The organism is Streptomyces sp. R-07 (assembly GCF_049913175.1).
Classification (GTDB): Bacteria; Actinomycetota; Actinomycetes; order Streptomycetales; family Streptomycetaceae; genus Streptomyces.
This window is the reverse complement of sequence record NZ_CP183978.1, coordinates 2651681-2665005: the sequence shown is the minus strand read 5'-3', so window position 1 is coordinate 2665005 and position 13325 is coordinate 2651681. Positions and strand designations below refer to the sequence as shown.

11 protein-coding genes are annotated in these 13325 nt (G+C 73.3%); 5 read left to right on the top strand and 6 right to left on the bottom strand.

Annotation, left to right across the window (positions count from 1 at the left end; translation table 11 throughout):
- Positions 1-3: 3 nt before the first annotated feature.
- The 4 genes from ACN9M0_RS12010 to ACN9M0_RS11995 all read right to left on the bottom strand — a co-directional run bounded on the left by ACN9M0_RS12010 (position 4) and on the right by ACN9M0_RS11995 (position 4832).
- Positions 4-1002, bottom strand: coding sequence for a carbohydrate ABC transporter permease (locus ACN9M0_RS12010; RefSeq protein ID WP_366035731.1), 999 nt, complete (start codon positions 1000-1002; stop codon positions 4-6).
- Between the two features lie 16 nt (positions 1003-1018).
- The gene (locus ACN9M0_RS12005; protein ID WP_366035732.1) at positions 1019-2362 is read right to left on the bottom strand and encodes an ABC transporter substrate-binding protein; all 1344 of its coding nucleotides are present in this window, start codon (positions 2360-2362) and stop codon (positions 1019-1021) included.
- A 55-nt stretch (positions 2363-2417) separates the two neighbouring features.
- Positions 2418-3632 (bottom strand): ROK family transcriptional regulator, encoded by a 1215-nt coding sequence (locus tag ACN9M0_RS12000; protein WP_366035733.1) that lies wholly within the window; start codon positions 3630-3632, stop codon positions 2418-2420.
- Positions 3633-3812: 180 nt separating this feature from the next.
- The gene (locus ACN9M0_RS11995; RefSeq protein ID WP_399698452.1) at positions 3813-4832 is read right to left on the bottom strand and encodes a mechanosensitive ion channel family protein; all 1020 of its coding nucleotides are present in this window, start codon (positions 4830-4832) and stop codon (positions 3813-3815) included.
- Positions 4833-5130: 298 nt separating this feature from the next.
- Here ACN9M0_RS11995 and ACN9M0_RS11990 point away from each other — a divergent pair, with 298 nt between their 5' ends.
- On the top strand, positions 5131-5694 hold the full coding sequence (locus ACN9M0_RS11990) for an HNH endonuclease (protein WP_366035734.1): 564 nt from the start codon (positions 5131-5133) through the stop codon (positions 5692-5694).
- Positions 5695-5745: 51 nt separating this feature from the next.
- On the opposite strand, the gene ACN9M0_RS11985 is transcribed toward ACN9M0_RS11990, so the two are convergent.
- Positions 5746-8835, bottom strand: a complete 3090-nt coding sequence (locus tag ACN9M0_RS11985) for a beta-N-acetylglucosaminidase domain-containing protein (protein ID WP_366035735.1) — start codon at positions 8833-8835, stop codon at positions 5746-5748.
- A gap of 258 nt (positions 8836-9093) precedes the next feature.
- Between ACN9M0_RS11985 and ACN9M0_RS11980 the strand changes: the two genes are divergently transcribed.
- From ACN9M0_RS11980 to ACN9M0_RS11970, 3 genes are read left to right on the top strand one after another with little or no spacing between them, the layout of a single operon-like run.
- Positions 9094-9294 carry a hypothetical protein gene (locus ACN9M0_RS11980; RefSeq protein WP_366035736.1) on the top strand — a complete coding sequence of 67 codons (201 nt, stop codon included), beginning with the start codon at positions 9094-9096 and terminating at the stop codon, positions 9292-9294.
- Between the two features lies 1 nt (position 9295).
- Complete coding sequence (gene malQ / locus ACN9M0_RS11975) at positions 9296-11395, top strand: 4-alpha-glucanotransferase (protein ID WP_426403568.1); 2100 nt, start codon at positions 9296-9298, stop codon at positions 11393-11395.
- A 20-nt stretch (positions 11396-11415) separates the two neighbouring features.
- Entirely contained in the window at positions 11416-11643 is a 228-nt protein-coding gene (locus ACN9M0_RS11970; protein ID WP_366035738.1) for a hypothetical protein, read from the top strand.
- Positions 11644-11746: 103 nt separating this feature from the next.
- On the opposite strand, the gene ACN9M0_RS11965 is transcribed toward ACN9M0_RS11970, so the two are convergent.
- Complete coding sequence (locus ACN9M0_RS11965; RefSeq protein ID WP_366035739.1) at positions 11747-12259, bottom strand: MarR family winged helix-turn-helix transcriptional regulator; 513 nt, start codon at positions 12257-12259, stop codon at positions 11747-11749.
- 120 nt (positions 12260-12379) lie between these two features.
- Between ACN9M0_RS11965 and ACN9M0_RS11960 the strand changes: the two genes are divergently transcribed.
- Positions 12380-13324 carry an EamA family transporter gene (locus ACN9M0_RS11960; protein WP_366035740.1) on the top strand — a complete coding sequence of 315 codons (945 nt, stop codon included), beginning with the start codon at positions 12380-12382 and terminating at the stop codon, positions 13322-13324.
- The last annotated feature ends 1 nt before the right edge of the window (position 13325 follow it).

The following is a 13325-nucleotide window of genomic DNA, read 5'->3' as shown; positions in this document are numbered from 1 at the left end:
GGTTCAGTCACCCGAGCCGATCAGGCCGCCGCGCCGGCGCATCAGCAGCGCGGTGAAGGCCATGGAGAAGGCGAAGAGCACGAGCGCCACCACGCAGGCCGCGCCGTAGTTGAACTGGTTGAAACCGAGGCTGTAGACCAGCTGTGGGAGGGTCAGCGTGGAGTCGTCCGGGTAGCCGGGCTGGAAGGCGGCCCCGGATCCGCCCATCTTTCCCGAGGCGACCTTGGCGGCCACGATCGGCTGGGTGTAGTACTGCATCGCGCCGATGATCCCGGTGACGACCGCGAAGAGCACGATCGGCGAGATGTTCGGCAGCGTGATGTAGCGGAACCGCTGCCACGGGGACGCCCCGTCCAGCTCGGCCGCCTCGTACTGCTCCTTCGGCACGTCGAGGAGGGCGGCCATGAAGATGACCATGAGGTCGCCGACGCCCCACACGGCGAGGACCGTGAGGGCCGGCTTGGCCCAGTCCGCGTCGTTGAACCAGGAGGGGGCGGGGATGCCGACCGCCTCCAGGAACGAGTTGACCGGCCCGGTGCCGGGGTTGAGCAGGAAGACGAAGGCGAGCGTGGCGGCCACCGGCGGGGCCAGGTACGGCAGGTAGAAGAGGGTGCGGTAGATCCCGGCACCCCGCTTGATCTTGGTGATCAGCATGCCGATGCCGAGGCCGAAGACGACCCGGCAGGTCACCATCACGACCGCCAGCCAGAGGGTGTTCTGCATCGCCGGCCAGAACTTCGGCATGTCGGAGAAGACGTACGTCCAGTTGTCCAGGCCCCGCCAGGTCGGCGGGTTGAGGCCGTCGTACCGCATGAACGAGAAGTACAGCGTGGAGATCAGCGGATAGGCGAAGAAGAAGCCGAATCCGATCAGCCAGGGCGACATGAACAGTGCGGTGCGCAGCGCGTTGCGCCGGCGCTTCGACCGCAGGGTGTTCCGCGCCTCCGGGGAGGCGGCGGCCGGGGCGGCCGCCTCCTTCGGGGTCAGGGTGTCCGTGCTCATGAGGGGGGACCGGCCGTCACTTCGCCGCGGCGATGTCGCGGTCGATCTGGGCCGCGGCGTCCGCGAGGCCCTTCTTGAGGTCCGTGACCTGGCCGTTCTCGTACTTGTGGGCGAGGTCGGAGAGGGTCTCCTGGTAGGTGGGGCCGTTCACCGCGCCGTCCATGGTGGTGGACTCCGGGTGCCGGGCGATGTCGAGGAAGACCTTGAAGCGGTCGTCGAACTTCAGGTTCGGGGACTTCAGCGCCTCCAGGGTGGAGGGGACGTTCCCGATGTCGTTCGCGAAGCCCACCACGGCGTCGGTGTCCGTGGTCATGTACTTGACCAGTTCCCAGGCCGCGTTCTGCTTCTTGCTCTGCGGCGCGATGCCCATGATCGTGCCGGAGAGGTAGCCCTTGCCGTACTCGGCGATCTCGTCGTCGGCGACCGGCAGCGGCGCGATGCCGACCTCGAACGGCACCTTGGCGTCCTTGATGAAGTTCAGCCGCCACTCGCCGTCCATCTGCATGGCGACCTGTCCGGTCTGGAAGGGGTGCTTGGCGCCCCACTCGTCACCGAAGGTGGTGCGGTACTTGTCGAGCTTCTTGAATCCGCCGAGGGAGTCCACCAGGGACTTCTGGTACGTCATCATCTCGGCGAAGGCCGGGTCCTTGGCGACGTTCGACTTGCCGTTCTCGTCGAAGTACCGGTGGTCCCACTGCGACATGTAGTGCTCGACGACGGTCTCGTAGCCGAGGTAGTTCGGCATGAAGCCGAGCTGTTCGTACGAGTCGCCCTTGGGCTTCGTCAGCGCCTTCGCGACCTGGGCGAACTGGGACCAGGTCTTCGGCGGCGCCTCCGGGTCGAGGCCGGCCGCCCTGAAGGCGTCCTTGTTGTAGTAGAGCCCGTACGCGTCGGAGAGCAGCGGCAGGGAGCAGCGCCTGCCCTCGAACTGGGTGTACTCCTGGAGGACCTTGGGGAAGGTCTTGTCCAGGTCCAGCTTCGACTTCTCTATGAAGGGCTTGAGGTCGGCGAGCGCGCCCGAGGCGCAGAACTTGCCGACGTTGGAGGTGGTGAACGAGGAGACGACGTCAGGCCCGTTCGAACCGCCCGCGCGCAGCGCCTGGCCGAGCTTCTCGTCGTTGATGTCGCCGACGACCTTCACCTTGATGTTCGGGTGGGCCTTCTCGAAGCGGGCGACGTTGGCCTCGATCGCCTTCACCTCGGCGGGCGCCGACCAGCCGTGCCAGAAGGTGATCGTCGTCTGGGTGTTCGGGTCGTCGGAGGCCGCGTTGTCCACGGAGCCGGTACAGGCGGAGGCGAAGAGGGCGATCGAGGCGGTGGCGGCGAGCGCGGCGGCGGCTCTGCGCGGACGTACGGGCATGACGGTGTCTCCCTGGGGCGGAGGGGCTACGGGGCAGGAGGTGGTGGTCGGTGGGTCAGCGAGAGGTGTCGAAGACCTCGTCGCGCGTGGTCGCGAGGGCGCTTTCGAGGGCGCCGCGCAGCACCGGGCGACGGGGCACGGCGGCGAGGACGAGCCGCGGCCGGGAGGCGGCGAGATCGGCGAGTTCGGACTGGATCCGCGCGCGCAGGGGTTCGCCCCCGGCGACGAGGACGTCGCCGGAGAGCACGATCAGTTCGGGGTCGATGACGGCGACGAGGGAGGCGAGCCCGGTGGCGACGCGCTCGGCGTAGCGGTCGAGCAGCTCCGCGTACAGCGGGTCCTCGCCGTGCGCCTCGGCGGCGTGCGCGAGGAGGCCGCAGGCGACCTGCACGTACGGCTGCTCGGGGGTGTCGATGCCGACGGCGCGGGCGATCCGGGGCACGGCCTGGACGCCGGCGAGCTCCTGGTAGCCGCCGGAGTTGGCCTTGGTGACCTGCCGTACGAGCGGGGTGCCGGGCACGGGCAGGAAGCCGACCTCGCCGGCGCCGCCGGTGAAGCCGCGGTGCAGCCGCCCGCCGAGGACGAGGGCGGCGCCCATGCCCTCCTCGTTCCAGAGCAGGGCGAAGTCGTCGTGGCCCCGGGCGGCGCCCAGGCGCTGCTCGGCGACGGCGACGAGGTTGACGTCGTTCTCGTACTCGAACGGCATGGGCAGGACGGCGGCCAGCTCCTCCAGGAGGGTGGGGGAGTGCCAGCCGGGCAGGTGGGAGGCGTAGCGGAGGCGTCCGGTGGCCGGGTCGAAGGCGCCGGGGGTGCCGATGACCAGGCGCCGCACGTCCTCGCGGGTGATCCCGGCCGCCTCGACGGCCCCGTCGAGGGCCTCGGTGACCTGGCGGACGACCCCGGAGGCGGCGCGGCCTGGGGTCCGCAGCTCGAACTCTCCGACGATCGCGCCCGTGATGTCGGCGACGGCGGCGTGGATGCGGAACTGGTTGACGTCGAGCCCCGCGGCGTACGCGGCCCGCGCGTCGACCGCGTAGAGCTGGGCGTTCGGTCCGGGCCGGCCTTCGGTGGTGCCGGTGGCGACGACGAGCCCGGCCGCTTCGAGCCGGGCGAGGAGCTGGGAGGCGGTCGGCTTGGACAGGCCGGTGAGCTTGCCGATCCGTGTCCGGGAGAGGGGACCGTGCTCCAGGAGCAGGTCCAGCGCGGCACGATCGTTCATGGCCCGCAGCACGCGCGGGGTGCCGGGGGTTCCCGGTGGTGTACCGGCCATGGAACTGGCACCTGCCCTCGTACGGTGGCTTCAGTACCGCGAGCGGCACTGTTAGGAAAGTTTCCTATTCGGTTGGGAGGAAGGTAAGGCGGCCGTCACGGAGACGTCAATACCCGGGAACGCGACACGCCCCCGAAGGCAACGAAAGCGTTACCCGCGGGAGCGTGAAGCCGTGAGGAGTTACTTCGAGAGGTCCGGCCTCGGCAGTGGGGTCGCCGCCGTCGACTGCGGTGAGGTCGCCGAGGCGAAGACCGAGGGGGCCGCCATGCCGGCCGTCGGGTCGGCCGCCGACTCCTCGGCCTGCGCCGGAAGTCCGCCCACGATCCGGATGCCGGCCTCGTCCAGCCCCCGCTTGATGCGCCAGCGCAGCTCGCGCTCCACGCCCAGCGACTTCCCCGGCATCGTCTTCGCCGAGACCCGGACCGTCATCGAGTCGAGCAGCACCTCGCTCAGACCGAGCACCTCCACCGGACCCCACAGGCGCTCGTTCCACGGCTCCTCCTTCGCCATGGAGTCCGCCGCCTCGGTGATCACGGTCCGCACCCGCTCCAGGTCCTCCGTCGGCCGGACGGTGACGTCCACACCGGCGGTCGCCCAGCCCTGGCTGAGGTTCCCTATCCGCTTGATCTCGCCGTTGCGCACGTACCAGATCTCGCCGTCCACGCCGCGCAGCTTGGTCACCCGCAGACCCACCTCGACGACCTCGCCGGAGGCCACGCCCGCGTCGACCGAGTCACCGACGCCGTACTGGTCCTCCAGGATCATGAAGACACCGGAGAGGAAGTCCGTCACCAGGTTCCGCGCGCCGAAACCGATCGCCACACCGGCCACACCGGCCGAGGCGAGCAGCGGCGCCAGGTCGATCTTGAAGGCGCCGAGGATCATCAGCCCGGCCGTGCCCAGGATCAGGAAGGACGCCACCGAGCGGAGCACCGACCCGATCGCCTCCGAGCGCTGCCGCCGCCGCTCGGTGTTGACGAGGAGACCGCCGAGCGCCGTCCCCTCCACCGCCTGCGCCGAGCGGTTCATCCGCTCGATCAGCTTCGTCAGGGCCCGCCGGACGGCCATCCGGAGCAGCAGGGCGACGACCAGGATCAGCAGGATGCGCAGTCCGGTGTTCAGCCAGGTGGACCAGTTCTCCTCCACCCAGCTCGCCGCGTTCGTGGCCTTCTCCGCGGCCTCGTCCAAGGTCGCCGGCATCGGTTCGGGTTCGGTGGCAGCCGCCAGGGCGGACCAGGACACGGGACAACCTCCAGGCATCGCGTACGCAGGCCATCCACAGTAACGGGGCGCCAGGTGTGGTCCCGTAGCCGTGTTCGAGGGAGAGACCGAGCTCACCTGGGCACATATCAGGGAGAGATGCCGATGTGGTCGAGAACACCCCGGTGCCGTCACCCCGATCCCGGTACGTGGTGGCGCCGCGACCAGGCATGAGGAGAGACTGAGAGCAGTTCGTCCCGGCGCGAGCCACGCGCCGCCGGCGTCATAGGAGGCATCCGTGCCGCATGTCCTGGTCCTCAACGCGTCGTACGAGCCGCTCGGCGTCGTACCGCTCCGCCGCGCACTCGTCCTCGTACTGGAGAACAAGGCTCTCTGCCTCGAGGAATCCGGCGCCTTCCTGCACAGCGAGACCCAAGTCCTCCCCGCTCCCAGCGTGGTGCGACTGAAGCGCTTCGTGCGGGTCCCCTACCGGGGGCCCGTTCCCTTGACCCGCCGGGCGCTCTTCGCGCGCGACGGCGGGCGCTGCGCGTACTGCGGGGCCGTCGCGACCAGCGTCGACCACGTCATCCCGCGCAGCCGCGGGGGCACGCACGCCTGGGAGAACGTGGTGGCGGCCTGCCGCCGCTGCAACCACGTCAAGGCCGACAAGCACCTGCGGGAGATCGGCTGGCGGCTGCGCCACCAACCCGCCCCGCCGACCGGCCTGGCCTGGCGGATCATCGGGACCGGACACCGGGACCCCCGCTGGCTGCCGTACCTCGAGCCGTACGGCGCCGAGGACGTGATGGCCCGGATCGACTCCGTCGCAGAGACCCCCGTGCGGGCGCTGACGACGGGTTGAGCCGGGCCTTTCGCGTACGCGGGGGCTGACGGTCGCGGGAGCGGTTCCCCCTCAGGGGGCGGGCCGCTCCTCCGGCGTGTCCTCGGGCGTGGTCCCGGACGCCGTCCCCGGCTCCTTCACCGGATCCGGGGCCACCGCATACGTCTCCACCGACCAGAGCGAGTAGCCGAAGCGGGTCGCCCGCGTCTCCCCCTGCACCCGCAGGAACCGGGTGTCCGCCGCGTCCATCCGGACCGACTCCCGGCCGCCCCTGCCGTCCGCGACGCTCGCCGCCGTCCGCCAGACCCGCCCGTCGGCCGAGACCTGGACCCGGTAGCGGGAGGCGTACGCGTCCTGCCAGTGCAGCACCACCTGCCCTATCCGGGCCGGCTGGGGCAGCTCCAGCTGCCACCAGGCACCGTCCTGTGCCGGGGAGGACCAGCGGGTCGCCGGGTCGCCGTCCACCGCCGAGGCCGCCGGGAAGTCCGGGGTCTCGTCGCCCGAGGAGGAGGCCGTCGCCGCCCGCGCCAGGTCCGGGCCCGCCGTCCGGGGGAAGGCCCGCACCGTCAGGACCCGCTCCTCGCCCGCGAAGGACACCGGCACCCGGTACGACCCGGCCGGCACGCCCGCCGCCACCGACACCTCCAGGGGGACGCTCTTCCGCGCCCCGCGCTCCACCACGGCCCGCTCCGGCAGCCGCACCACGATCCCCTTCGGGGCCTTCGCCGTCAGCGCCCCGCGCACCTCGCCCGCGCGCCGGCCCGTCAGCTCCACGTCCACCCGCTGCGCAGGACCGCCGATCTCCGCGTCCGTCTCGGTCCGCGCGAGGTCGAGACCGGCACGCGGCCCGTCCGCGAACCACGGCACGAGCGAGCGCACCTCGGGCGCCGGACCGTCGCCGCTCCACACGACCCGCAGCGCGTCCGCCGTCAGCCCCTTCAGCTCGGTCTGCGTCCAGCCGGACGCCGACAGCGGGCCGAGCGGCCGCCAGCCCTCGCCGGGGACGTACGCCTCCACGCGCGCGTCCGCCCGCCCGGCGGCCCCGCCGGGCTCGGTCATGACCGTCAGGGCCTCCACGGGCCGCGCCCGGTCGAGCCGCACGGTGTACGAGCCGGGGGCGCGGTCCGCCCGTGCCGCCGGGGTCCGGTCGGCGCCGGTCCAGGCCGCCGACTCCGCCACCGCGCGCGTGAGGAACGGATCGAGGACCCCCGGGCCGACCGTCACCCGGCTCGCCTTCAGGGCCTTCCGCTGGGCCTCCAGGGCCAGCTGCGCCCGCCAGGCCGCCGCGCCGTCGCCGCGCGCCTGCGCGAGGAGCATGTCGACCGCCGTCTCGCCCGCCAGGCCGTACCGGGAGAGCTGCTCCAGCCACGGGCCCGTTTCGTCGTCGAGGGTGCCGCCGGCCGTGGCGGTGAGCCGCTCGGGGGCCCCGCGCATCACGGTGAACGCGGCCCGCAGCTCGCGCGCCGCCTTCTCCCGCGCGGCCGTGCCGGTGCTCGTGCGGGACGCCCAGAACGCCGCCAGGAGCGGCTTCAGATAGGCCGATTCGCCCGCCGGGTCGAGGATCGACGACGAGCCGTTCCCGGCGAGCGCGCGCAGCGCCTCCCGCGCGGCAGGGTCCGGTCCCGCGAGGTCGTCCACCGCCGCCTGCCAGGACTCGCGGGGGCGGTAGCCCCTGGGGTTCCAGGCGTAGTCGGCGGTGGTGAAGAGCGGCACGCGCGAGGCCGCCGGCTGTTCCATGGCGTGGGCGAGGTAGGCGGCGGAACCGGCGGCCACGGCGGGCTCCCGGCCCGTGGCCGCGCCGAGGAACAGCCGGTCCTGCGCGTAGTCGTTCACCGGGTAGTTGTCGATGGTGACCAGCGGGTGGCTGCCCAGGGCCCGGCGCGCCCCCGCCAGTTCGCCGCCGGTGATCGTGCGCGGGACGACGCCGACGCCCGTCCAGGCCACCCGCACGTCCGTGTCGAGCACCTCGGCGAGCTTCGTGCGGTACGCGGTCGCGCCGTCCTGGTAGTACTCCGTCGGCATCACCGTCAGCGGCTCGGCGTCCGGGTGCCGCTCGGCGAGGCGCCGGGCGACGGCGTTCGCCACGCGCGCGTGGGCGGTGGCCGCGGCCTCCGGTCCGCGCCCGAAGGCGTCGGCGTCCTCGTCGCAGTGCCACTCGTCGTAGGAGGCGTCCTGGAACTGGAGCTGGAAGGAGCGCACCCCGAGCTCCCACATCGCGTCCAGCTTCCGCGTCAGCGCCGCCACGTCGCCGGCCGAGGCCAGGCACATGGACTGGGCGGGCGCCACGGCCCAGCCGAGCGTCACGTGGTTGGCGCGGGCCCGCTCGGCGAGCGCGCGGAACTCCTCCTGCTGCCCCGCCGGGTAGGGCTCGCGCCACTGCGCCTGGCGGTACGGGTCGTCCCCGGGCGCGTACAGATAGCGGTTCTGCTTGGTCCGGCCCAGGAAGTCCAGCTGGGCGAGCCGCTGGTCCAGGGTCCAGGGGCGGCCGTAGAAGCCCTCGGTGATGCCGCGCTCGACCGTTCCGGGCCAGTCGCGGACGACGACCCCGGGGATCTCCCGGCCGGTGCCGACGAGCTGACGCAGCGTCTGGACGGCGTGGAACAGGCCGTCCTCGCCGACCCCGTCCAGGACGACGGTGTCCCGCCCCTGGAAGCGGCCCGTCGCGAGCCGGTAGCCGCCGCGCGGCAGATCGAGGCGCTCGGGCACGCGCAGCGCGGTCAGCGCCGCCTCCGCGCCCGCGCCGGAGGGCCCGGCGACCCGCAGGACGGGGCCCCGGCCCGGCAGGCCGGTGTGGACGGTCCGTACCCCGGCGGCCCGCAGCAGCTCGCGCAGGGCGGCCAGGGCGTACGGATCGGCGTCGTCGTCCGCGAGGAGCGTCACCTCGTCCCCGAGGCGCACGGAGGACCGGCTACCGGTCAGGGACTGCGGCCGGGGCCAGACGGCGGGCACGCGCGCGGTGGAGGGCCGCGCGTCGGAGGCGCTCCCCGAGGGCGGCGCAGGGGTGAGCGGGCTCGCGGGAGCCGCCGGGGCCAGGGGCGTCACGGGTGCCGCCGGCGCCGTCGGGGCCGCCTGCGCCGAGCCCGGCACCGCGCCGCCGAGGAGGCCGCCGATGACGGCGGCGGCGACGGCCGTCGCGGTGCGCTTCCTGCGCCCGAGGTGCACGTGGGTCTCCCTTCGGCCGGGCCAGGGCTGTCCTTCGGATCAGGCCCCGGCAGCTCCCCGGTTGGTCACGAGTGGGTCACGAGCCCACCACCCGTCGCACGGAGGTGTCAACGTGCGTGGCCGATGTGTCGGCTTTGCCCGGCGTGCCGTCGGCGAGGTGACATCACTTCGCCATGTTCCGCCGGTAAAACGAGGTGCGCTGGGTAGGGCTCTGTCATTGCCCAGGTCCCACCTGTCGAGACGAATCGGGAGACCCCCGTGACCACGACCGCCCACCACCTCGGACGGATACGGATTCCACAGCAGTCGGCGCCGGCCGGTGAACCGCTGACCAGCGAACCGCCCCTGCCCGACGCGTCGCCCCTCACCAGCGAGCCGCCCCTGACCGCGGCGGCCCCCCTGACCAGCGAACCCACCGCCCCCGGCAGCGCGGGCGGCCCGGAGTCCCCCGGAGTGTGAAGTGACCCTGGCCCGTCTCGCCGCCCGTCACGGCGTCGCCACCGCCCACAGCCCGTCAGAAGGCGTCACCGTGCCCGTGCCGGACGCCACCGTGGTGGCCGTCCTCGCCGCCCTGGGCGTCGACGCGGCCACCCCGGACGCGGTCGCCGCCGCCCTGGACGCGGCGGAACGGGCCGACCGGGAGCGCCTGCTGCCGCCGACCCTGGTCCTGTGGCGGGACGGGGAGCCCGCCCGGCCGCCGGCCGGACTGCCCTCCGGCACCCGCCTCCGGGTCACCACCGAGGACGGCGCGGTCGTCGCCGGCCAGGACTGGTCCGGGCTTCCGCTCGGCGTCCACACCGTCGAGGCGGAGGCCCCCGACGGGCGCGGGGCCACCGGCACCCTGATCGTGAGCCCCGCGCGCGTGCCCGGCCCCGGGCGGCGCGCGTACGGGCTGCTCGTCCAGCTGTACTCGCTGCTCTCCACCCGCTCCTGGGGCATGGGCGACCTCGGGGACCTGCGGGAGCTCGCCACCTGGGCGGGCCGCACCCACGGCGCCGGGTTCGTCCAGGTCAACCCGCTCCACGCGGGCGTGCCCGGGGCGCCCACCGACCCCTCCCCGTACCGCCCGTCCACGCGCCGCTTCCCCGACCCCGTCCACCTGCGGATCGAGGAGATCCCCGAGTACGCCCTGCTGGGACCCGAGCGCCGCGAGGAGCTCGACCGGATCCTCGCCGAGGCGGCCGAACTGCGCGAACGGGTCCTCGGCAAGGGCGCCCTGATCGACCGGGACGCCGTGTGGGAGGTCAAGCGGCGGGCCCTGGAGCTGGTGCTCGGGGCGGTGGAGCCCGGCCCCGGGCGCCGCGCCGACTTCCACGACTTCCTCGCCGAGCGGGGCCGCGCCCTGGAGGACCACGCCACCTACCAGGCCCTCGCCGAACGGCACGGCCACCACTGGCGGAGCTGGCCCGAGGAGCTGCGCACGCCGCGCACGGCGGAGACCGCCGTCCGCGCCGACCCCGTCCTGGCCGCCCGGGTCGACTTCCACTGCCGGCTCGCCTGGCTGACGGACCGGCAGCTCGCCGACGCCGCCGCGGCCGCCCGGGAGGCCGGCATGGCGGTCGGGATCGTCCACGACCTGGCGGTCGGCGTCCACCCGGAGGGCTCGGACGCCTGGGCGCAGCAGGAGGCCTTCGCGGCCGGCATGTCGGTCGGCGCCCCGCCCGACGCCTTCAACTCCCGGGGCCAGGACTGGGGCCTGCCGCCCTGGCGGCCCGACGCCCTCGCCGCCGCCGGCTACGCCCCGTACCGAGGACTCCTCGGAGAACTCCTCCGCCACGCGGGCGCGCTGCGCATCGACCACGTGATGGGCCTCTTCCGGCTCTGGTGGGTGCCGGAGGGCCGCGAGCCCACCGAGGGCACGTACGTCCGGTACGACGCCGAGGCGATGCTCGCGGTCCTCGTCCTGGAGGCCCACCGGGCCGGCGCCCTCGTCATCGGCGAGGACCTCGGCACGGTCGAGCCGGGCGTCCGCGAGGAACTGGCCCGGCGCGGGGTGTTCGGCACCTCCGTGCTCTGGTTCGAGCGGGACTGGGCGGGCACCGGCCGCCCGCTGCCCGCGGGGGAGTGGCGCGCGGACTGCGTCGCCACCGCCACCACCCACGACCTGCCCCCGACCGCCGCCCGGCTCTCCGGCGAGCACGTCGCCCTGCGGCACCGGCTCGGGCTGCTCCCCGGCGACCTGGAGCGCGAGCGGGCCGCGGACGCGGCGGAGACCGCCGAGTGGCTGGGCCTCTTCGAGCGGAAGGGGCTGCTCCCGGAGGGCCCGGGGGACGAGGAGGCCGAGATCAGGGCCGTCCACCGGTTCCTGCTCGCGACCCCGGCGCGAATGGTGGGCGTGTGGCTGCCGGACGCGGTGGGGGACCGCCGGCCGCAGAACCTGCCGGGCACCTGGGACGAGTACCCCAACTGGCGGTTGCCGCTCGCGGGTCCGGACGGCCAGCCGCTCACCCTGGAACGGCTCGCCGCCTCGCCCCGCGCGCACGCCCTGCTGAGCGAGCTGCACGCTCGGACGGAGGCGGCCGACGCCCGTACGGCACCCCCGGACGCGCGGCCCGTTTAGGTGTTCGCTACGTTTGCACCGTGGACAAGAAGAACGCTCTGCGCGCCGGCTCGCTCGCGGCCGGTACGACGCTGATGATGCTGCTCATGTCGTCCCCCGCGCTCGCGCTCACCCGCGACGACGGTGACGACCCGGCCCCCAAGCTGAGTGTCGTCGAGACCCTCGGCCTGTACGTGGCGCTGCCCATCGTGCTGTTCCTGGTGATCGCCGGCCTGGTGATGGTGCTCGACAAGTCCAAGAAGGCGTAACCGCCGCACAGATATCCGCCGAGGGCGCCGCACGGTACGAGCTACCGCGCGGCGCCCTCGCATGCGTTGAGGCCTCCGGGGCCCGTCTTCCGGATCAGGCCCTTCACACGGTCGTGGCGAGCAGCTTGCGCAGCAGGCCGGTCAGCTGGGCCGCCTCCTCCTCGGTGAGCGCGGACTCCAGGGCCGCCCGCTGCTCCCCGAGGCCGGCCTCGACGGCCTGGTCCACCAGTTCCCTGCCGCGCTCGCTGAGGGTGACCCGCAGCCCGCGCCGGTCGTTCGGGTCGGGGCTGCGGGTGAGCAGCCCGGCCTTCTCCAGCTTGTCCAGCCGGCCGGTCATGCCGCCGGTGGTGATCATCAGCGTGGCGGTCAGCTCACGCGGCGAGAGCGTGTACGGCTCTCCGGACCTGCGCAGCGTCGCGAGCACGTCGAACTCCCCGAGTGCCATGCCGTAGGGCGCGTACGCCTTGTCCACCTTGCCGCGCATGGCGTTGGACAGCCGGTAGATGCGCCCGAAGACGGCCATCGGCACCGTGTCCAGGTCGGGGCGGACGGCCGCCCACTGGTCGGCGATGGCGTCGACGGCGTCATGGGCGGGGCCGGGGTTCTTCGTCTCCATGGGGCCAGTCTCCTCTTCCGCATGACTCGATCGCAAGAAAGTCTCTTGCAAGTAAGTAGCTTAGTGGTAAGTTAATTACCGCCAAGCCAGTCCGGCACTCCGCAGCAGGGGGGAACCGTCATGTCCCGCAAGGCAGCAACCGTCGCTCTCACCGCCCTCGCCCCGATCTCCTGGGGCTCCACCTACTTCGTCACCACCGAGTTCCTGCCGCCCGACCGCCCGCTCTTCACCGGCCTCATGCGCGCCCTGCCCGCCGGCCTCGCGCTCCTCGCCCTCACCCGCAAGCTCCCGCAGGGCGCCTGGTGGTGGAAGTCCGCGGTCCTCGGGGCCCTCAACATCGGCGCCTTCTTCCCGCTGCTCTTCCTCGCCGCCTACCGGCTGCCCGGCGGAGTCGCCGCGGTCGTCGGCTCCGTCGGCCCGCTCTTCGTCGTCGGCCTCGCGGCCCTCTTCCTCGGCGAGAAGCCCACGGTGAAGACCCTGCTCACCGCCGTCACCGCCGCCTTCGGCGTCAGTCTCGTGGTCCTCAAGGCCGGAGCCGCGTTCGACCTGATCGGCGTGGGCGCCGGACTGCTCTCCTCCCTCTCGATGTCCGCCGGCATCGTCTTCACCAAGCGCTGGGGCCGCCCCGAGGGCGTCGGCGCCCTCGCGCTCACCGGCTGGCAGCTCACCGCGGGCGGCCTGGTCATCCTGCCCATCGCCTTCCTGATCGAGGGTGCCCCGCCGGCCCTGACCGGCACCAACCTGGCCGGCTACGCCTACCTCGCCTTCGGCAACACCGCGATCTCGTACTTCCTCTGGTTCCGCGGCATCGAGCGGTTGAGCGCCTCCTCGGCCACCCTCCTCGGCCCGCTCTCGCCGATCACCGCGGCCGTCATCGGCTGGGTGGCGCTCGGTCAGGCGCTCGGTCCGGTGCAGGTGCTCGGCATGGCGATCGCCTTCGGCGCCACCCTGGCCGGCCAGCTGAACCCCCGAGCCGCGAAGGCCCCCAAGGAATCTTTCAGCTCCCCTGAAAGGAACGGTCAGGAAGTTTCGATGGACCTGGAGGTTTCGGCGGTGCGACGGTAAG